This window comes from Paenibacillus alba, assembly GCF_013204855.1.
GTDB lineage: Bacteria > Bacillota > Bacilli > Paenibacillales > NBRC-103111 > Paenibacillus_E > Paenibacillus_E alba.
Genome location: NZ_JABMKZ010000023.1, coordinates 13,661 through 34,266, shown reverse-complemented (window position 1 = coordinate 34,266; position 20,606 = coordinate 13,661). Strand labels below are relative to the sequence as shown.

Here is a 20,606-nt window from a genome sequence, read left to right as displayed (position 1 = left end):
TACATGAAGCCGAACATCAAGAAAAGAAGTCCTCAGCCCCAGCCTGCAGCAATTAAAAAAAATCGCATACTGCCCAAACCATCCTTGTCCCGTCTGCGAGCGAAACCTTCTCCCAAAAAACGCTCAAAAACACAAGTATACTGGAGAAATTGGGGCAGCAGAGCGGGGCAAGAAGATGCCCTGAAACAGGACATTACTAAAGAAGCTTATCAGAAGAAGGCTCTCAATCAGCTTTGGGTGAAGCGAGCTTCGTCCGAGTTGCTGCATGCTAACGCGCTGAGCTATGAAGCAGCTTCCAAAGGTTACGTGCATGGCTATTGCAAAGCGGCCAAACTGCCTATCCCTGATTGGGTGTTAATGCCTACGGCAGGTTCAGTTGGAGCAATTGTCAGTGTTATGAACGAAGAACGAACGATTGTGAGGGTGCTGGAGCAGCTGAATCGGCTGCCGCTGGATGAGATCATCATCATCGTGAATGGCTCGAGTGACCGCACGCTGGAGAGGGTCAAAGCGCATTCCCATGCGCTCATTGTTCATTATCCAGAGCCATTGGGGCACGATGTGGGCAGGGCGATTGGAGCCAAACTATCACATTCGGATATTTTGATTTTTCTTGATGGCGATTTTGTTGTTGGCGCTGAGAAATTACTGCCCTTTATTTCTTCGATTGAAAGAGGACATGATGTAGCTCTTAATAATATAACGCCATATCTGCCTCCTTTCTCACAATGGGATTCTGTCACCATGATGAAACGGTTTCTGAATGTCTCGATGAAAAGACCGGATTTAAATGCCAATTCGCTAACCGCCGTACCGCATGCTTTATCCCGAAATGCGCTTCAGCATATGGGCTATGCAGAACTGATGGTTCCGCCAAAAGCTCAGGTCAATGCCATCATGGGAGGATTACGGATAACGGCACCCGCCAGTATTAATGTTGTATCCGTGAACAGAATCCGCAAGATTAACATGGGAAGAAATAATCCCGTTGCTCGGATGATTATCGGGGATCACGTCGAAGCACTGCAATTTGCCATGAAATCCAAAGGGGAACGTATTGTGTTTCCTGATATCATTCGGAAAAGGAAATTCCTCGAGGGGGAAGTCTCATGCAGGTAACGAGTATCGTCATTCCTACATTTAATGGTCTATCCTTGCTGAGAGACTGTGTAGCCTCCATTCGCAAGCATACGTCAGTGCCTTATGAAATTATTGTGGTCGATAATGGTTCCACAGATGGCACATTGGAGTACTGTTATCAAGAGCGGCTTAAGCTCGTTTGCCTTCCGGTGAACCGCGGCTTTCCAGTCGCTTGTAATTACGGTCTTCACATTGCCACTGGGAACGCATTGATGCTGCTGAATAACGACACGATCGTAACTCCAAACTGGTTAGACAATATGCTGCGAGCGCTCTACAGCAGTGAGGATATCGGGATGGTTGGACCGGTGACGAATTACGCGAGCGGCAAACAGCAGATTCAAGAGCCGTTTACCAATATTGCCGATATGGCGGCCCAATATAATGTCCCCAATCCTGCTTTATGGCAGGAAAGCACTCGGCTGGTCGGGATTTGCCTGCTTTTCAAAAGGGAAATGCTCGATAAAATCGGCTTCATGGATGAACGCTTTTCCCCCGGACATTACGAAGACGACGATATGTGCTATCGGGCGAGGCTTGGCGGCTTCCGGCTGTTGATTACCGGGGATTGCTTTATTTTCCACCATGGGAGTGCGAGCTTTCATAAAAAGGGGCAAGAGGCTGTCCAAGCGCTGCTCCAGCTTAATCGCCAGAAGTTTATTGATAAATGGGGAGTAGATCCCCATAATTTCATTGCGTAGCAAGGTGAAAGGGTGAATGGAAGAAAAGCTGCTTCTTGGCACCGTTTTTTGCCTGATTGCATAACTTAGAGTGAAAATGCGGAATTTGGAGGCGAAATGGCGTGGAACAAAGGGTAACAACGATTATTTCCCATATAGCGGCTTCCCATCGCGAGATGTCCAAAATCTTGGAGGCGAAGCGAAGTATCTCGACGCAGATGGCCTCCATTGCGAAGGATATCCCCGACTCACATCCCGATTTCGAAGGCCTAAGCATGCTGCAGGAGCAGGCGTTGCAGTTGACTAAGAATATAACGGCATATTTGAACAGTTTAGCTAATCTGGAAGAAGCCATTGCCCAGCAAACAGAGATTGTGATGAAAGAAATGAAAGATCCTGAGGATGAGGAATAGAGGGATATAATTTGAACAGAAATGATCTGTATTTGCATATGCTGGATGCCACAGCTAAGCTGCAGCATGAAATCGCCTTAATGCTCGAAGCCAGAGTTGTCGAGGCGGAGAAATCTCGCAATTGGATATGCCATCACATCAATTCTTCCAATCTGGAGGGGCATGAGCATCAAATGAAACAAACCGGAGAGATTCATGAGCATGTGATTGAGCTCATCGACGGTTTGACGAAAATGGAGAACTCGTTGAACCGACATATGCAGGCTCTTCTTGGATCCAATGATGCTGGTTCAGGAGATTCAGGCGGATCGAGCGGGTTGGGCAATTTATTTTCCTTTGGCGAGGATGAGAAGTAATGAAATCAACACATCGTGAGACCATTGAATTGCATATGCTGACCTCGCTGGCCAGAAGCCAGCGAGCAATATGCCGCATCTTGGAAACCATTGCGGATCAGGTAGAAATTTCAGAGCAGCTGGCCATCCACTTGGCAGAGAATCTGTCGACATTAAGCGATTATCAACGTACGTTGATTCACAAAATAACCAAGCAGAAGCCGCGCAAGCGTCAGATGGGAACACCCGCCAAGCCTTGGATGAACAAGCAAGTACTGCGTTAGTTCATCCCCACCGTACAATCAAGCCTGCGTGAGTAAGACCGCCGCCGAAGCCATACAATAATAAGGTATCCCCCGCTTTGACTTTGCCTTCCGTTATGCCTAAATCAAGTGCCAGCGGAATGGAAGCCGCAGATGTGTTGCCGTAATATTCAAGACTATATAAAGCTTTCTCCAAAGCAATGCCGCTCTTCTCGCAGATGGATTCGATGATGCGCAAGTTGGCGCTGTGAGGGATGAACCAATCGATCGCCGTCTGCGGCAAACCGCTTTTCTCGAGAAGCTTCTGGATGCCTTGCGGGACCGTTGTCACAGCGAATTTATACACTTCGCGTCCATTTTGGACAAGCTTGCCGTCTCCGGTTAATGGCGTCCCCAGCCATTGTGTGGATAGGCCGGTTCGGTAGACATGCTTGCCGCCGGAACCATCGGAACCAAGATGGTGAGCCAGGAATGCAGGCTGATCTGCTTCGCGTTCTACGACCACGGCACCGGCGCCGTCACCAAACAAAATACAGGTGGAACGGTCTGTGTAGTCGGTAATTTTGGACAGCGCGTCACCGCCGACGATGAGAATCTTGCGGTGCACACCGGCCGCAACAAGCGCGCTTGCGGTATGCAGAGCGTAAGCGAACCCGGCGCAGGTCGCGTTGAGGTCATAAGCACCCGTTTCGGGCAAACCGAAATGCGCTTGAATTTGGCAAGCGACCGGTGTCGAAGGCAGATCCGGCGTATGCGTAGCGACGATGATCAGCTCGACCTGATCCAGCGAAGCGGGGTACCGGGTGAGCATATTTTGCACAGCGGCTATACATAAATGGCTTGTGAATTCATCGTCAGCAGCAAGCCTGCGTTCGCGGATGCCTGTGCGCTGCACGATCCATTCATCATTCGTGTCCACCATGGTTTGTAGATCTGCGTTGCTTAGAATACGGGAAGGAACATAGCTGCCAATGGCAGAGATGCGAGCTTGCAAGGGAGTTGAGATAGTCATTCGGATTCACTCCTTTGGTATCTGATATTAGTACTTGGTACTAAATATAACTTTACTTTAACGAATATAAGGTGCTGTGTCAATGGGTGATTGACTTAAACAGGCGATCGGGTTGTTGGAAATGAGGCTGTCCCAAAGGGTTGCAACCCTGACGGATCGCCTTATTTTTTTGTTATTAGCAAGAAATTCCTCAGGCGGTTGGCGGTTGGTAATTACAGCGAAACGTGGGTGCATAATGTGTTAAGAAATCTCACAAAATGGTTAGCCGCAGCCGATAAAGATAGTGGATAGAAGCAGGTCATAGACAAATACAGGGTTTGAAAGAGGAGTCAACATGACAAAAACACAAGGTGCAAGGCAAAGAAGATCATTTTCACAAGTATCATTGAAAATCAAACTGCCTTTATGGATCAGCTTGTTAGTGATTCTTGTGCTAACGGCAACGAGCTTATTTACCTATAGGTTCGGGTCCCAAATTGTAATGAAAAAAAGCAAAGACGAAATCAATACCAATGTTGAACGTATCGGGCAATATTTGCAATCCACAGCGGAGCTGGAGGAACAAAGCCTCTATCTGGTATCCAATGAAGGTGAACTGAAGGATTTATTGAAACTAAGAAATCAAAAAACGTTGTCAGATCAAGACTTTTTCGCTCCCAAAAACGAGCTGCAAGCCAAGACGAATGCCTTCCTTGCGCAAAGCATCAAAGGGACGCAAGGTATCCAAACGATCACACTTGTGGATAACAAGGGGACGACGATTGCCAGCAACAATCCGGGTTCCTTGAAAGCGGATCTTTCGGAACGCGATTATTTCAAAGAGGCTATGCAAGGCAAATTCGCCATTAGCGACGCATTGATTTCCAAGACGACAGGTACCTTGGTTAATGTATTCGCGCAACCCGTTAAAGCGGAGGATGGCTCTGTGCTTGGTGTTGTCATTCTTACCATTGATACGTCCCTGTTTGTCAATAAGCTCAAGGGGATCACCATCAACGGCGAAGGAAGGGTATTCGTTGTAAGTCGTCAAGGAACAATTGTGTACCACTCCACCGTGCCTGACATGATTGGGAAGAAATTAGAATCTGAACAATATGCCGATGTCCTCAAGCAGAAAGCGTCCGATCAACTGCTGATGGGGAATCTCGATAACGCGGAAACCTATATCCGGTATGCCAAAATTCCAAGAGCGGACTGGATGATTGTGGTTGCCGATGATTTTAGCGATATTCAAAGACCTTTGGATGATTTGATGACGAAAATCGTTATGATAACTATTGCTGCCGTGGTCATAGCCCTATTGGCGGGTATCTTCATCTCCAGAAGCATTACGTCGCCTATTGCGAAGCTGGCAGCGTTGTTCAAAAAGTTGTCTGACGGGGATTTAACGGTTCGAACTGAAGGGAAGTTTGTTGGTGAATTTGGTGTGTTGGCGAACAGCTTTGATACCATGGTGGGAAAAAATAAAGAATTAATCGGTCATATGAACACGTCCATTGAGGTGTTGAATACAAGTACGAGCGAGCTGGAACAAACCTCCAAAAAAACGGCTCAATCGATTCAGGAAACGTCCGTAACGACAATGGAAATTGCAAGAGCGATGGAATCTCAGTCGAATGAGACTGAAACAATTGTTGGTAAATTTTATGAACTGGGCGAAAAGATGGAAACGATCGGCAGCAAAACGCAATCCGTGAAGGAACGCTCGGAAGCTATTCTGGATGTGTTTGATACGAACAAAGAGATCATCGAGAACTTGATACATATTAATCATCAAAATGAACAGGAAGTCCAGAAAATATCGGCGATTACAGGATTGTTGGCCGAAAGCTCGAATCAGATTCGAACGATTACAGGGACGATTGGCGATATTGCTAAACAGACTAACCTGCTGGCACTGAATGCGTCCATTGAAGCTGCAAGAGCCGGTGAACACGGAAGAGGTTTCGCTGTGGTAGCGGATGAAATCCGAAAATTGGCGGAACAATCCTCCAAACAGTCCAGTGAAATTAACGAAATTATTCGGTTGACCCTCTCGCATGTTGACGAGAACAACCAAAGTGTCGGTGAAATTCAGACGATAGCGTTGAAACAAGATGAGTTTGTAGGCAAAACGCAGCAAGCCTTCACGATGATCTTGGCGCATGTCAAAGATATTACGAATCAAATTCAATCGATGGCAAGCGATGTCACCCATATGGAAAAAGATAAGGATGATGTGCTGGAATCCGCTCAAAGCCTATCCGCTTCCGGCGAAGAAGTTTCCGCATCTGTGGAAGAAGTAACGGCCACGGTACAAGATCAGTCTTCCATGGTTCAAACACTTGCCGGCATGGTAGCGAGTATCGACAGCTTAACGAAGAACCTTGCTGAATTCACCCTGCAGTTCAAAGTGAAATAACAGTAGCATGGTTAGGGGACACCAAAAAAGCAATCGAGCCCTGTGAGCTCGCTTTGCTTTTTGGAAGTCCCTTTTATTGATTAATGAGCTGACGTCGATCCTCCATTTGTGGTGGTTCCTCTAGCCAGCCGTTTTTAATCATGAGCTTGACGCCTTCGTGGGAGTATACATAAATGTCCTTGGCTATCCAGGCGGTTTTCACAGTCAAATCATTTCTTAACGAAAAAACAGTCCCAAAACTATTGCTTACCAGGCCGAACCCATTCAGAAGATAGATGCAAAACATCATCAGCTTTTCAGAAAATGGCGACGTGGTAGAAGTTGTTACTGTACAACCGGACGTGGCCGAGAACTGAATATCACTTTGTAGAAGGATCTCTTCAAATGTTTTAATTTGCTTCTTGGCAAGCTCTTTCCCTTTCACGAAAAAATCTTTCACCTCTTTATTGTCTGCGCATTGCGCAAAACCGGTGATGAGCTGCATGCCGACATTGTTGGTTTCAATGCCATGATGAAGAACGCCGAGTTCAATGGTATTCAAAGCCCTTTTATCGCCAAATAGGTTAAATCCATTCAGATAACTTTTGCTTTCAATAAATTCAATCGTTTTCGGCATCGTTACATGCGGAGGCAGAGAAAGAATGCCTTTTTTCAGTAAAAAGTCGGTTGATCTTCGATAGGTTTTTTGAGTGACAACGGTAAGACCTTCAAAAATATCCATTACCTCTGGATGATAGGCCATATTCATATTCAGGGTATACATTCCCATGCTGATCTCTTTCAGAACGCGCAGAAACATAATATCGAAACCGTTGTCATACAGCTTGGGCGCCTCTAGATTAACATCTTCTTTCACAAATCCAATCGGAATGGCAATGCCTTGAATCTCAAAAAGGTCATTTATTTTATTCACATAATAACTGAGGTCCTGCCATAAGCCTCCCATAATATTTCGGGCTTCCTGATCCACCGTTTTCTCGATGAAATATTCCAGAATCCTTAAAATGAGTGTCTTTTCCTGATAGGTAAGCCAAAGCGTTCCAAGCTCCGATGAGCTGATTGGGTTTTTGACAGCCAAAATCGTATCCCTCCAGATTTTATTTAAGATGTATTATTTCCAAATGAGACAAGATTACGTATTGCAAAATTTGGAGTTGAATCTGGATAATATTTGGGAAACAGGTCACTCTAAGGCTTATCGTCCACGATGCGACGAATGATGCTGATAACGGGGAGTGAACGTAGACTCATGTTGCAAGGCAAAAAGAAGCATATCTGGATCCTATTCATTTGTATCGCCTTGTTCTGCTCATCCGCGAGTACCGCTTTTGCCTACGGCAAAGGGGCTAAAGGGCCGGATGTTTATGCGGTTCAAGGGATGCTGAAGTCACTTGGCTACTACGGCGGACCAATTACAGGCTATTACGGCAATCAAACTGCTGCGGGTGTGAAAGCATTTCAAAGCAAATATGGTCTCCCAGTTACGGGGAATGTGGATGATCAAACATTGCAGTCCATTCTATGGGCTTATGGGAATTTGAAAATCCCTAAGACTCCTAAGCCGACCCCATCACCAACACCGGCTCCATCGACTCCAACGCCGACACCGAGCCCACCGCCAGAGTCTCAGGTACCACCGACATCAGGCTTAACGGTGGAAGAGCAGCAAATGCTCGATCTGGTGAATAAGGAGCGTACGGCTGCAGGGCTGTCCCCGTTGATTGCGGATGCGGCACTCATCAAGACGGCAAGGCTTAAAAGCCAGGACATGGTCGATAACAACTATTTCTCCCATGATTCTCCTACGTACGGCTCGCCTTTCGATATGATGGAAAAGTTCGGCATTACCTATAATGCCGCGGGAGAAAATATAGCTTGCAATCAAGATGTTCAAGCTGCACATGAGGCTCTAATGAATTCGCCGGGCCACAAAGCTAACATTTTGAGCAAGGATTATACGCATATCGGGATCGGGATTGTGAACGGTGGTCCTTGCGGCAAAATGTTTACCCAGCAGTTTATAGGAAAATAGAATCGGATGACATCACACAGCAAAAGACTATTGAAGCCAAAGGGCCGATAGTCTTTTTTTGCGTTTGGCTGTTGGCGCTTGTTGGTTAATATTTGACAATGAGAATCATTATCAAATATGATGGGGGAGTAGTTATCACGATGACAAGGATGTGGTTGTAGATGTCAGTAACCTTATCATCGGAAGCGCACGCCCTCCATTATTTGGGGACAGATGAGTTAACGATTGAAAGTCAATCGACAATTGAACATGCCAGCCAATCGCATTATGCGTTTGGTTATGTGATAGATGAACTTCTAAGAGTCACCTTGGAGGATCATACACACCGACGTACGCACAAAGTGCTGACTGGTGAGCTATTCTTTGTTCCGCCCAATTGCCGATGCACGCTGAAAAATAGTGAAAATCATCGGGCCCGTTTGATCTGGATTCGCTTCCAAATTCTGAACGGCCCCACTTCTGCTGCTGTGGCTAGCGGAAGTGGGGGAATGAGTGATTTCTTGAATCAGCGTGAGCTGCAGCAGCACAGTTTCCGGATGCCTCACATTTCCAATTGGATCCCCGATTTCCTTAGCGATTGCGGCCAGCCGGATTCGGCATTATTTTATCAACTGCAGTCCTATCTTTACCGAATGACTTCGGCGTTCACGACCTTTCTGCAAAGTCCAAAGCAAGTAGATGATGAACTTGTGGAGTATGTGGAGCAGGCCAAGCAATATATTCTGGAGCATTATAATCAAACGATCGATATGGAAGAAATGGCCCGCTTGTCAGGCTCGAGCCGCAAGTTTTATCAAGCCTTTCGAGGGGTTACGGGCTTAAGTCCGCATAAATTTGTGACGACGATTCGGCTGAATCGCTCGCTCAGCCTTCTCGGAAGCTCGGCTTTCTCCATAACGGAAGTTGCTCACACCGTTGGCTATGCCGACGAGCTTTATTTCAGCCGACTTTTCAAAAAGCATATGGGTCTATCGCCCTCCGATTATTTGAAAAATGCCCAAATTCGCATTGCTAATCTTTGCGCTATTTTTCATGGGGATTTGGCTGTGCTGGGGCTAACGCCCAAGGTAAGCCTGCACAAGGATTGGTGGCTGGAGTCAGATCTTACGCCGTACATCGAACAAATCCGGAACAGCCATCCGAACATCATTTTAAGCGGACCGATTCCTGATGAACTGCAAGCGACACTCGCCGATATTGCGCAAGTCGTCATCATTCGCTGGCGTGACCTCAGCTGGAAGGAGACGCTGCTCAAAATCAGCGGGTTAGTGGGTCTATCAAGTGTTGCCCAGCGCTGGCTGACCTACTTTGACATGAAAGTGGACAATGCCCGCGAGCACATTCGAGAACGTCTGGGCGGGAAGCCCTTCCTGCTCGTCACTGCTCAGGAACAGCATTATCGGGTATACGGCTTAAAGCGCAAGAAAATCAAGGATTTATTTTATGATGAGCTTAAAATAACGCCGCCTAAGCCCGTAGAGCAGGTATCCTTTTTGGATACCTACACGCTTCCCGAGGTGGCTTCGATGGATTGTGACAACGTGGTGTTTTTCGTCTCGACAACGCTGTCCAATGAGTATTGTCTCCAGTTGGAAGCCTCTTGGCGGAGGCTCAAACAGGCGCACAGCCGAGAACAGCAGCATATTTTGCTGATTCGTCATCAAGGCTTGCTAATGTACAACGCGACCATGCATGACAGTTTAATTGATGAAACGGTGTACCATTTATTGTCCAAATCATGATCGTGACAAAAAATCCATCCGAAATACAGGAAAGTCCATTCACGTTCGGATACAATCATGCCAAAATAAGAAACGTTGATAACGATTCTCAACTATTGGGAGTCCAGATGACTAGACGGGGGGACATATGGAATTAACTAAACTGATCAAAGAACGGCGTTCCGTTCATCAATTTGAAGATAAACCAGTTTCTGTAGAGCTTATTTCGGAGCTGCTGGATACCGCAGTTTGGGTACCTAATCACCGGATGACACAGCCTTGGCGTTTCGTCATTATTCAGGGTGAAGGGCGCCGCAAATTAGCGGATATCGTGCGCGAGTTCAGGGCGGCCAAGGAGTCGGATCCTGCGAAGGCGCTGGAAATCGGTCAAAAACTATATGATAAATTCATGTCGGTGCCGATGTTCCTCGCAGTTATTTTGCAGGTCAATGACAATCCGGCCATTGCGGAGGAAGATTATGCATCGGCAAGCTGTTTGATTCACAATTTCGGATTGCTTGCTTGGGAGCAGGGCATCGGTATGGTATGGGAAACGTATCCACTGCTGCAATTGGCATCGTTCCGCGAAGCCTTCGGGGTGAAGTCGGACGAGAGAATAATCGGCAGTTTGCACGTTGGATATCCTGGCAAAGTCCCTGCTCCACAACAACGTATACCGGCCAGCGAACGCTTGACGGTCATGGAATAGTGCGTGAATACAATTTTCGTACGTTAGGATCTGCTATGAAAATAAGATATTTAGTGCTTGCCCTCATCGTGTTATCCATCACTTCGATTTTTATCGGGGTTAAGGGCATTACACCCTTTGATTTATTTCATTTAACAGAAGATCAGGCCCATATCTTGCTGGTGAGCCGCATCCCGCGCTTGATTAGTATCGTCATCGCCGGCGTTAGTATGAGCGTCATTGGTCTATTGATGCAGCAGCTTACCCGCAACAAGTTCGTATCGCCCACAACGGCGGGCACGATGGACTGCGCCAGATTGGGGATACTCGTTGCGATGCTGTTGTTTGCAGATGCGACGCCGCTTCAGAAAATCGCCGTTGCCTTTGTTTTTACGCTTGCCGGAACCTATCTATTCATGAAGATTTTGGACCGCATTCGTTTTCGGGATACCATTTATATTCCGCTGGTCGGCTTAATGTTCGGGAGCGTCGTGACGTCCATTTCCACCTTTTTTGCTTATAAATTTAACCTGATACAGAATATCTCCTCCTGGCTGCAGGGCAATTTTGCAACGGTCATGAAGGGACGTTACGAGCTGCTGTATATCAGCATTCCGATGCTGGTCATTGCTTACCTATACGCGAATCGTTTTACGATAGCCGGTATGGGGGAAGATTTTGCCGCTAATTTGGGATTGAACTATCGACTTGTTGTTAATATCGGCCTCATTATCGTTGCGGTTGTAGCATCGGTGAATATTTTAAGCGTTGGGATCATCCCTTTTCTGGGCTTGGTCATCCCGAACATCGTTTCGATTTATCAAGGCGATCATTTGAAAAAGATTGCCCCCCATACGGCGCTTCTGGGAGCGGTGTTCGTCTTGTTCTGCGACATTCTGGGTCGTATTCTGATCTATCCTTACGAAATTCCGATCGGATTAACTGTGGGGGTCATCGGAAGCGGAATTTTCATTTACTTGCTGATGAGGAGAAAGGCTTATGACGTTTAGATTGAAATTGAGCCTGCTCGCCATCCTAGCTTTAGGCGTCATTGCTGCCTTTTTGACCCTGCATGCGGGCGGTAATTGGGATTATGTCCTCCCCAGAAGAGGCATCAAAGTGATGAGTATTATCCTGACAGGGGCAGCGATTGCCTACTCGACGATTCTCTTTCAGACGATTACGAATAATCGTATTCTAACCCCAAGTATTATCGGTTTAGATGCTTTGTATATGCTCATACAGACCACGGTTATTTTCCTGTTGGGCTCGAAGAGCGCGCTTTCTGCGAATGGGAATCTCAATTTTACGATCACGGTTGGCCTGATGACGCTTTTCTCTCTAGTGCTGTTTAAATTGCTGTTCAAAAGGGAAGGCCGGAATTTATATTTTTTGCTGCTGTTTGGCATCATTCTGGGTACTTTTTTCGGCAGCTTTACGACCTTCATGGAAGTGCTGATTGATCCTAATGAATTCTCTGTGCTACAAGGACGTTCGTTTGCCAGCTTCAATACCGTGAATAGTAAATTATTGCTCATATCGGCCATCTCGAGTGTCATTGTTGTGCTGTACAGCCTGAAATTTATGAAGTATCTGGATGTCATTTCTTTAGGTAGAGAGCATGCGATTAATCTTGGGGTTCCTTACGAATATGTCGTGAAACGGCTGCTTATTATTATTTCTGTTCTGGTTTCCATAGCGACGGCATTGGTCGGCCCGGTCACCTTTCTAGGTTTGCTTGTGGCTAACCTCACTTACCAGTTTATGAAGACGTATCGGCACCGTTATCTGATACCTGGCTCGATTTTGATTTGTATGATTGCGTTAGTGAGTGGTCAGTTGATTATGGAACGGATATTCAGCTTCACTACACCGCTTGCCGTCATTATCAATTTCGCCGGGGGCGTATACTTCTTATACCTGCTGTTAAGGGAGAATAAGTCATGATTGAAGTCAGACATGTATCGAAGTCCTACGGAAACAACCCCGTTGTGGACGATGTATCCATTCGAATCAGCAAAGGAAAAGTTACCTCTTTTATTGGGCCCAATGGCGCTGGCAAAAGTACCCTCATTTCGATGATAAGCCGACTGCTTTCGATCGACAGCGGTGAAATTCTTATCGACGGTGAGGATGTCACCAAAGCCAAAAGCCAGGAATTAGCCAAGAAAATAGCGATTCTCAAGCAATCCAACCACATCCAAGTGCGTCTGACCGTGCGTGATTTGGTAAGCTTCGGGCGATTCCCTTATTCGCAGGGCAAGCTGACCAAGGAAGATTGGCAATTCGTGGACGAAGCGATTCGGTATATGGGGCTTGAAAACATGCAGCACAAATACTTGGACCAACTGAGCGGAGGCCAGAACCAACGGGCCTATATTGCGATGGTCATCGCGCAAAATACCGAGTATATCCTGCTGGACGAGCCGCTCAATAATTTGGATATGAAGCATTCTGTACAAATTATGAAGGTGCTGCGACGACTGGCAGACGAATTAGGCAAAACCATCGTGATCGTGATCCATGATATCAATTTTGCATCCTGCTATTCCGATTACATCGTCGCTTTTAAGCAGGGCAAAGTGGTGAAAGAAGGTAGGACGGACGAGATGATTGATTCAGCTGTCCTTCATGAGATTTATGACATGGACATTGCGATTCAAGAGATTAACGGCAATAAGATATGCGTGTATTTTACATAACAAAGATAATAGAAGAGGTGTCTAGTCATGAGCAAGAAATTATCCATTCTCCTACTAACGTTGATCATCGCGGTTTTCGTTGCGGCTTGCGGCAATGGAAGCCAAGCGAATAAAGAGACTGCGAAGCCTGCGGCAGCGAGTCCGCAAGCAACCAACGCAGCGACGGCTGCGACAACGCCTGCAGCGCCAACAGAGGTTACAGTCAAGCATAAGTTAGGTGAAACGAAAGTAAAAATGAATCCGAAGAAGGTTTTCGTATTCGATTATGGGGTATTGGATTCCTTGGATCGTTTGGGCGTTGAGGTTGCCGGCGTTCCGCAAGCGAACTTGCCTTCTTATCTGAGTAAATACAAAGATGCGAAATACATCAATGCCGGTACGCTGTTCGAGCCGGATTTTGAGAAAATCAATGCCAGCAAAGCGGATCTCATCATTATCTCTGGTCGTGCAGAGAAAGCCTATGCGGAGCTAAGCAAAATCGCACCAACCATTTTTATGGGTGTGGATAACGCAAAATACATGGATTCATTCAAAGAAAATGCGTTAACCTTGGGCAAAATTTTCGATAAAGAAGCTGTTGCAACAGCAGAAATTGCTAAAATTGAAACAGCCGCTAAACAACTTCAAACCAAAGCATCGGCAAGCGGTAAAAATGCGCTGATCGTCCTTGTTCAAGATACAGCACTTAGCGCATATGGGGCAGGCTCGCGCTTTGGCATCATCCATGACGTGTTTGGCTTCAAACAAGCAGATAGCAAAATTGAAGTATCCACACATGGCCAAAATATTTCCAATGAGTACATTTTGGAGAAAAATCCCGATTATCTCTTCGTGGTTGACCGCGGTAAAGTAGTTGACGGCAAATCGACAGGCAAGCAAGTTATTGAAAATGAACTTGTCAAAAAGACGAATGCCTTCAAAAATGGCAACATCATCTATCTGGATGCGAACTACTGGTACCTCTCCGGCGGCGGACTAATCTCCGTTGAGGGTATGGTGAAGCAGGTCGCGGATTCGGTGAAATAACTAGCAGCAGCTTTTGCAATAAATTAAACCAACCTCCAGCCCCACGCTTATCGTGATGTTGGAGGTTGGTTTTTTCGGTTAACGATGCTTGCCGGAGGATTCTATTCTAGCGCGCAGCCAGATTTCGAATTCCGAAGCGCTAATCGGATGTGAGATCAAATATCCTTGAATGCTGTCGCACTGATGCTCCATTAAGAAGTTGTATTGTTCTTGCGTCTCTACGCCTTCTGCGAGCACATTCATATTCAGGCTGCGTGACAAGGATATAATGCTTTTGGCGATCTGCGCGCCTTGCGGTGATTTATCGCCGATGAACGATTTATCAATTTTGATCTGATGGACGGGCAATTTATTGAGCAGGGATAAGGAGGAGTAGCCTGTCCCAAAATCATCAATGGCAATGGAGATTCCAAGTGTAGTTAGACGTTCCAGAAGGGCAATCGCCTGCTCTTGGTTCTGAACAGCAACGCTTTCTGTAATTTCCAGACAAAGATACTTGGGGTCAAGACCGGTTTCCTCAAGTATGGCTTGCACGCTGCCAGCGAAATGGTTTTGATGAAATTGGAGCGTAGATATGTTAACAGCCACTTGCAGTGCGGGCAATCCCTCCTCCTGCCAACGTTTGCTTTGCAAGCAGGCATTTCGCAGAACCCAGTTGCCAAGGGGGACAATGAGTCCGCACTCTTCTGCGAAGGGAATGAATTGCTGCGGCGGAATCATGCCTTGTTCGGGAGAATTCCAGCGCACGAGCGCTTCTATCCCGCAGACGCGGCCATTGATGAGATCAATTTGCGGCTGGTAATACAGAACCAACTCTTCACGTTCAATCGCTTTGCGTAGGTTGCGCTCCAGCTTCAGACGTTCGTGAGCCTTATGGCTCATGGAAGCTTGATAAGCTTCCATTTGATTACGGCCTTGTTCTTTTGCTCGATACATGGAGATGTCGGCGCTTTGAATCAAGGAATGGACATCCTCGCCATCATCAGGAAAGAAGCTGATGCCTAGACTGGCAGTCACGTTGAGCTCCAGTCCTTCTTCTGTATAGGAGGATTGTTGGAACCGCGCAATCAACTCGCTGCCGATCTGAATCCCGATCTGCTTGCTCGGCAGATTGGGAAGCAGGATGAGGAATTCATCCCCTCCGATTCTCGCAACCGTGCTGCCTTCGTAGAACGGCTTGGACAAAAGTGCTGCGACGAATTGCAATAATCGATCTCCGACTTGGTGCCCCAAGCTATCATTTACAATTTTGAATCGATCTAAATCCAGAAGCATAACGGCAAGCAATTGCTGTTCTTCCTGTGCTTGCAACAGAGATTCGCTGACGCGCTGCTGGAACAGGTTGCGATTGGGAAGACCTGTTAAAGCATCATGATAGGCGAGGAAGGAGATGCGTTGTTCGGCTTCCTTTTGCGCTGTGATATCCCGTAAAATCATATAAACAAATGTTTCATCGCCGATTTCCAAGAATTTGGTATCCACCATAAAGGAGATGGGTAGATGATTCCGAAAGGAGATTTTCGTGACTTCAAAGTTATGCAGGGATTGCCTGGCATCAAACTGCTTGCGATAAGAATCAAGAAGCTTAGCATGCATTTCTTTGGGATACGCGTCTAGAAAGGAATACGCTCTATGGGAACCATCATCGTCAGGAGGAGTTAGCATTTTTCGTCCGGCTGCATTGATTTCTACAATATTCGCGTCTTTATCAAGAAGGGCGACTCCGAAAGGAACGAGTTCAAACAGCATCTCATATTTGCGAGATTCATTGGGAAGCATATCGTACCTTTTGACAATCGTCCGGACTGCAATCACGTAGAAAATAACGGAATGTATAGACAGTTCCGGCATGGCGATGTATGGAGGGATCAGATTGCTGAGGATAAACATCACAAAGCCCCATAAGAGGGTAATGAAGCTGGAGATCATCAGCATGACATATTTGCGTTTGTGACCGCCGCAATTTGAGCGAATCATCCGTATGAGTAAAAGGATCTCAGCCATTGAATACACAAAAACAAAAATCATCAAGTAAGGAAAAAAAGGGCCAAGGATGGGTTTAATCCATAGGCTATCCGGGACATAACCACTGACAAGATATGGTGTACAGATAGATATTGGCGCGAATAGACAAAAGGGCAAGCCATAAATAATCATTCTGACCGTTATAGAAAGTCTTTCTCCAAACTTGCTAAGGTTGAAATAGAACTTCATCCCCAAGCCGGTAGAAATCAAGATAACGGGAAAAAAGATCGTTTGATAAAAAAATGGCGAAAAAGCGGGTGGGACCAAATTCATTAATAATTGTGTCAGGCATAATACGGCAAAACAGGCAACAAATAAGGAGGCAGACTGATTCACTTTGCTTTTCCGATTGCGAAGATACATCTCTATGGACGAGTAGAAGAAATAGATGGCGGGTAGAAGATAAATAATGATCGTTAACAACAGGTGAGTTGTTGACATATGAAATTCACTTCCCTACTAAGACAGTTACCAGACACAGTTCGACACATTCAGACAAACTTCCTTCTCAAAAGGTGATAGTCCAATAGAAGGCTGGCTGAGAGGAGGGGAGCGGCGAGATGTGATTGAGCCAGCGAAAAAAGCAGCTGAGCCTGCCGAAAAGGCCGACTCAGAGGAGAGAAGGCAGCGAGATGTGCCTGAGCTAGCGAGAAAGGCAGTCTTAGACGAGAAAAGCCCTTCACACAGGAATTCCAAAGGATTCCAAGTAAAGGGCTTAGGGATGAGTGCAGCAGTAAGGCTTGGTGGATCAGGTGGTCGAGACCAGTTTGATGGCTTCGGTCCACTCGTTGTATTTCTGCAAAGCCGTTCCTTGTTCAATAGCATGGCGGGCCAAATAAATGCCTTCTTCGATGGAACCGGCTTTGTGGGAAACCCATAGACGCACGGCACTATTCAGCAGCACCATATTTAAATAAGGAAGTTCGGCGTCACCGCGCAGGACGGCAAGGGCAGTTTCGCCTTGCAGCTGAGCTGTCCATTCAACTTCAGGCACTTCAACCATTAATTCGTAAATTTCTGGATCGACAATGAATAATTCACTGACGCCATCTTGGATGAGATAAGTTCGTGTACGTTTGTCGACAGAAAGATCTTCCGAACCTTCCATCCCCTGCACGACAATACCTTGAGAAACGCCCAATTCGATTAACAAATTGGTGATCTTTTCGAACACGGTGCCATGAAACACACCGACGGCCATATAAGGGGCTTCGGTGAAACGAAGCAGCTTTTCGGCTGTATTGAACACGGTACGCAGTCCGAGTTCCTTGCGCAGCTTGCGCAGCTCGCCAAGCGGCGGGCACCAGCTTTCCGTGGGCGTGAACAGGAAGCCTGTTCGAGCCGCGGCCGATATGAGTGCTTCGCGTGAAGCGGCAAGCACAGGAACACCTAGCGCTGCGAGCACATCCGACAGCGTGATGCCCCATTTGGGCGGCATGCTGGGGCTGCCGTGCAGCGTGGCAGGAAGACCGCATGCGGCGAGGACGAAGGCGGTGGGTAAGGTAGCGATGAACGTGCGCGTTCGTCCATCGTAAGGTCCGGCGCAGTCGATGCTGCCGGGAATCGGATAAGCACTCGTTCGTTTGCGCAGCGCATGAATGAATGCTTTGATCTCATCGGGTGATTCCATTTTGATGCGTTCAGCGACGAGAAAAGCGCCCATTTGCGCTTGGGTCGCAGCGCCTGTAATAATGAGCTCCGCAGCTTGGGCAGCTTCTTCATACGTCAGATCTCTTGCTCCGCGTTTGCCGCGGCCCACTTCTTTGAGTAAAGATATCATCGTTTCCGACCTCCTTGGTTCTGATCCTGCAGTATTTGATACACCTTGACGATGGAGGTAGCAACGTCTACCATTCTTTTCCGTTCATTCATCGCTTGTTTACGCAAAAAGTCATAAGCCTCCGCCTCGGAGATGCCTTTAATTTCACATAAGATCCGCTTCGCCTGATCGACCCATTTGCGCTCTTCCAGCTTGGAAAGAAGCTGCTCACGCTCTTGCTGCCACTCCGTTCGCTGGAAATAATGATTCACACCAAGCAGCAAGGCGCAGTGCACTTCAAGCGGCGTCATCGTTGAGCCAATCAATCCATCAATGCCAGCATCCATAACGCATTCATTTGAGGGAAAGGTGTGGGAATCGCACCACCAGAACAAGGGAAGACTCTTCATCGCTGACACACGGGTGCGCCAGGATTCGACTTGACTAGGGCTTACAGATAATAATACAGCATCGACCTTGGGAATGATAAATGAAATTTCTTTTACAGCAGCAGTAGCATAGACGCGAAAACCTAAGTCCTTCAGCATCTCGGCAGGCAGGAATTTCTCGGTAGAAGAGGAAGGGTTCGGCTGATGAGGCGACGAGGAGGTAGCTGAGCGAGTTGCTTGTAACTCGTCGATCAGGATAAATGATTGTAACATTTGAATACCTCCATCGCGGTTTGCTTCTTATATGGCAACTTTATGTGAGGTTTATTGCTTGTGTGAATGTTTACACGGCATTACTATAGCATATGACCTTGAATTTTGTCGATATGGCAGAATGGATATCATGAACGAAAATTTTGTGTTAAGTTTATTGACATCATTGCAATGCCGTACTATAATCAAATTAGAAATCGGCACAATGATGTGCCGCTAAGCACCACCAACGAAGGCAATGGCGCCTATCCCCTTACAAATACGTAACCGGATAGGCTTTTTATGTTTTGTTTGATCCATATCAACAAACAAGCTGCTCACAATGATGTGACAGCAGTGGCAAAGAGGCCGATAAGCATCCCACCATTCCTGGGGATTGTTTGTCGGCCTCTTCTTGTCAAAAAGCGCTCAAGTACGGTAGGGTAGAAAAAAGAAGGCGAAAAGCCTCGATAAAGGAGAGGGAATTCATGGTTGATCGGAAGAGTTTTTTGCAAGTTGGGCACAAAGGGTCGTTATTCAGTTCGTTTTTGTATTTTGACATGAGTTTCATGGTATGGGTCATACTTGGTCCTCTTGCGGTTATTCTCGCCAATGATTTTCATCTGGATGCGGCACAGAAGGCGAATTTAGTTGCATTGCCTACGCTCGGTGGCGCTGTTCTTCGATTAGTACTAGGGGTTCTGACCGATAAAATAGGGCCAAAGCTAACAGGACAGATTGGACTTACCTTAACCTTAGTTCCTTTGTTTTGGGGCTGGCAATTCGCGAACAGCATGGGAGATATGTATTTCGTAGCACTGATGCTCGGAATTGCAGGAGCCAGCTTTGCAGCGGCACTGCCCTTAGCCAGCAGCTGGTATCCGCCGCAGTACCAAGGTCTGGCGATGGGCATCGCAGGGGCTGGCAATAGCGGAACTATTTTCGCCACCTTGTTCGCCAATCGGCTCGCCCAGCATTACGGCGACTGGCATATTGTTTTGGGGATTGCCATGATTCCGATCGTAATAACTCTTGTTGTCTTCACTATTTTAGCGAAAGATAGCCCAAATAAACCAGCTCCGAAGACGATTGCCGAATACGGCAAAGTATTGAAGCAAAAAGATTCTTGGTTGTTTTGTATGTTATACAGCGTTACCTTCGGCGGTTTCGTAGGGATGTCTACCTATTTAACAATTTTCTTTAATACGCAATATGGTCTTTCACCGGTTCGAGCAGCCGATTTCACAACGTTATGCGTGATTGGCGGGAGCTTCTTCCGTCCGGTCGGGGGATGGCTTGCGGATAAAATCGGCGGCATTCGAATGTTAATGGTGTTATACGGGATTGTTGCCATCATGATGGCTGGCATTTCTACGCTTCCTGCGCTTTCCCTTACAACCGTGATGCTGTTCATTGCAATGATGGCTTTTGGAATGGGAAATGGCTCTGTGTTCCAGCTTGTACCCCAGCGTTTCCGATCCGAAATCGGCGTTGTTACAGGCATCGTTGGAGCGGCAGGAGGCCTCGGCGGATATTTTCTGCCGAAAATTCTCGGCAATATCAAATTATCTACGGGTTCTTTCACCCCCGGCTTCTTGATCTTGAGTGCCATCGCGGCCATCTGCATCGTGTTAATCGCGATTGTGCAAGGGCAATGGAAACGGACATGGATTGGTGAGGGCGGTAAAGTGAAAGCACCAGCTGCTTCTATAGAAAGTGTGCAAGCCTAATACATTTCCATCGTTGCCCTCAAGGATCCTAATAAACG

The 20,606-nt window shown here is 46.8% G+C and carries 19 protein-coding genes; 14 read left to right on the top strand and 5 right to left on the bottom strand.

Going from position 1 to position 20,606, the window contains the following annotated elements; all coding sequences use genetic code 11:
• Positions 1–3 precede the first annotated feature (3 nt).
• From HQN90_RS24405 to HQN90_RS24385, 5 genes are all read left to right on the top strand, one after another.
• Entirely contained in the window at positions 4–1,119 is a 1,116-nt protein-coding gene (locus tag HQN90_RS24405; protein ID WP_246362814.1) for a glycosyltransferase family 2 protein, read from the top strand.
• Entirely contained in the window at positions 1,110–1,841 is a 732-nt protein-coding gene (locus HQN90_RS24400; RefSeq protein ID WP_173223551.1) for a glycosyltransferase family 2 protein, read from the top strand. Before HQN90_RS24405 ends, HQN90_RS24400 begins: the two co-directional genes overlap by 10 nt.
• Before the next feature lie 101 nt (positions 1,842–1,942).
• Positions 1,943–2,233 carry a nucleoside-diphosphate sugar epimerase gene (locus tag HQN90_RS24395; RefSeq protein WP_079419238.1) on the top strand — a complete coding sequence of 97 codons (291 nt, stop codon included), beginning with the start codon at positions 1,943–1,945 and terminating at the stop codon, positions 2,231–2,233.
• A gap of 11 nt (positions 2,234–2,244) precedes the next feature.
• Positions 2,245–2,589, top strand: coding sequence for an alpha-helical endospore appendage domain-containing protein (locus HQN90_RS24390; RefSeq protein ID WP_173223549.1), 345 nt, complete (start codon positions 2,245–2,247; stop codon positions 2,587–2,589).
• On the top strand, positions 2,589–2,852 hold the full coding sequence (locus HQN90_RS24385) for a hypothetical protein (protein WP_173223547.1): 264 nt from the start codon (positions 2,589–2,591) through the stop codon (positions 2,850–2,852). The genes HQN90_RS24390 and HQN90_RS24385 overlap by 1 nt, the downstream gene beginning before the upstream one ends.
• Position 2,853: 1 nt before the next feature.
• Here HQN90_RS24385 and HQN90_RS24380 read toward each other — a convergent pair whose 3' ends face one another.
• Positions 2,854–3,843 carry a ketoacyl-ACP synthase III gene (locus HQN90_RS24380; protein WP_173223545.1) on the bottom strand — a complete coding sequence of 330 codons (990 nt, stop codon included), beginning with the start codon at positions 3,841–3,843 and terminating at the stop codon, positions 2,854–2,856.
• Between the two features lie 334 nt (positions 3,844–4,177).
• Here HQN90_RS24380 and HQN90_RS24375 point away from each other — a divergent pair, with 334 nt between their 5' ends.
• Complete coding sequence (locus HQN90_RS24375; protein WP_173223543.1) at positions 4,178–6,244, top strand: methyl-accepting chemotaxis protein; 2,067 nt, start codon at positions 4,178–4,180, stop codon at positions 6,242–6,244.
• Positions 6,245–6,317: 73 nt separating this feature from the next.
• On the opposite strand, the gene HQN90_RS24370 is transcribed toward HQN90_RS24375, so the two are convergent.
• Entirely contained in the window at positions 6,318–7,322 is a 1,005-nt protein-coding gene (locus tag HQN90_RS24370) for a DUF3231 family protein (protein ID WP_173223541.1), read from the bottom strand.
• 171 nt (positions 7,323–7,493) lie between these two features.
• On the opposite strand from HQN90_RS24370, the gene HQN90_RS24365 reads away from it, so the two are divergent.
• The 7 genes from HQN90_RS24365 to HQN90_RS24335 all read left to right on the top strand — a co-directional run bounded on the left by HQN90_RS24365 (position 7,494) and on the right by HQN90_RS24335 (position 14,413).
• A complete protein-coding gene (locus tag HQN90_RS24365) occupies positions 7,494–8,276 on the top strand; it encodes a peptidoglycan-binding protein (RefSeq protein ID WP_173223539.1) in 783 nt (260 codons plus the stop codon).
• 161 nt (positions 8,277–8,437) lie between these two features.
• A complete protein-coding gene (locus HQN90_RS24360; RefSeq protein ID WP_173223537.1) occupies positions 8,438–10,018 on the top strand; it encodes a helix-turn-helix domain-containing protein in 1,581 nt (526 codons plus the stop codon).
• Positions 10,019–10,145: 127 nt separating this feature from the next.
• On the top strand, positions 10,146–10,706 hold the full coding sequence (locus tag HQN90_RS24355; RefSeq protein ID WP_173223535.1) for a nitroreductase family protein: 561 nt from the start codon (positions 10,146–10,148) through the stop codon (positions 10,704–10,706).
• 35 nt (positions 10,707–10,741) lie between these two features.
• The gene (locus tag HQN90_RS24350; RefSeq protein ID WP_173223533.1) at positions 10,742–11,695 is read left to right on the top strand and encodes an ABC transporter permease; all 954 of its coding nucleotides are present in this window, start codon (positions 10,742–10,744) and stop codon (positions 11,693–11,695) included.
• Positions 11,685–12,632 (top strand): iron chelate uptake ABC transporter family permease subunit, encoded by a 948-nt coding sequence (locus tag HQN90_RS24345; RefSeq protein WP_173223531.1) that lies wholly within the window; start codon positions 11,685–11,687, stop codon positions 12,630–12,632. Before HQN90_RS24350 ends, HQN90_RS24345 begins: the two co-directional genes overlap by 11 nt.
• Positions 12,629–13,387, top strand: coding sequence for an iron ABC transporter ATP-binding protein (locus HQN90_RS24340; RefSeq protein ID WP_173223529.1), 759 nt, complete (start codon positions 12,629–12,631; stop codon positions 13,385–13,387). The genes HQN90_RS24345 and HQN90_RS24340 overlap by 4 nt, the downstream gene beginning before the upstream one ends.
• 27 nt (positions 13,388–13,414) lie before the next feature.
• The gene (locus HQN90_RS24335; RefSeq protein ID WP_173223527.1) at positions 13,415–14,413 is read left to right on the top strand and encodes a siderophore ABC transporter substrate-binding protein; all 999 of its coding nucleotides are present in this window, start codon (positions 13,415–13,417) and stop codon (positions 14,411–14,413) included.
• 78 nt (positions 14,414–14,491) lie between these two features.
• On the opposite strand, the gene HQN90_RS24330 is transcribed toward HQN90_RS24335, so the two are convergent.
• The 3 genes from HQN90_RS24330 to HQN90_RS24320 all read right to left on the bottom strand — a co-directional run bounded on the left by HQN90_RS24330 (position 14,492) and on the right by HQN90_RS24320 (position 18,859).
• Positions 14,492–16,879, bottom strand: coding sequence for an EAL domain-containing protein (locus HQN90_RS24330; protein ID WP_173223525.1), 2,388 nt, complete (start codon positions 16,877–16,879; stop codon positions 14,492–14,494).
• Positions 16,880–17,186: 307 nt separating this feature from the next.
• Positions 17,187–18,218, bottom strand: coding sequence for an anthranilate phosphoribosyltransferase (locus HQN90_RS24325; protein ID WP_173223523.1), 1,032 nt, complete (start codon positions 18,216–18,218; stop codon positions 17,187–17,189).
• Positions 18,215–18,859: an ANTAR domain-containing response regulator gene (locus tag HQN90_RS24320; protein ID WP_246362813.1), complete on the bottom strand. Its 645-nt coding sequence runs from the start codon at positions 18,857–18,859 to the stop codon at positions 18,215–18,217. Before HQN90_RS24320 ends, HQN90_RS24325 begins: the two co-directional genes overlap by 4 nt.
• Positions 18,860–19,326: 467 nt before the next feature.
• Between HQN90_RS24320 and HQN90_RS24315 the strand changes: the two genes are divergently transcribed.
• Positions 19,327–20,568 (top strand): nitrate/nitrite transporter, encoded by a 1,242-nt coding sequence (locus HQN90_RS24315; RefSeq protein WP_173223521.1) that lies wholly within the window; start codon positions 19,327–19,329, stop codon positions 20,566–20,568.
• The last annotated feature ends 38 nt before the right edge of the window (positions 20,569–20,606 follow it).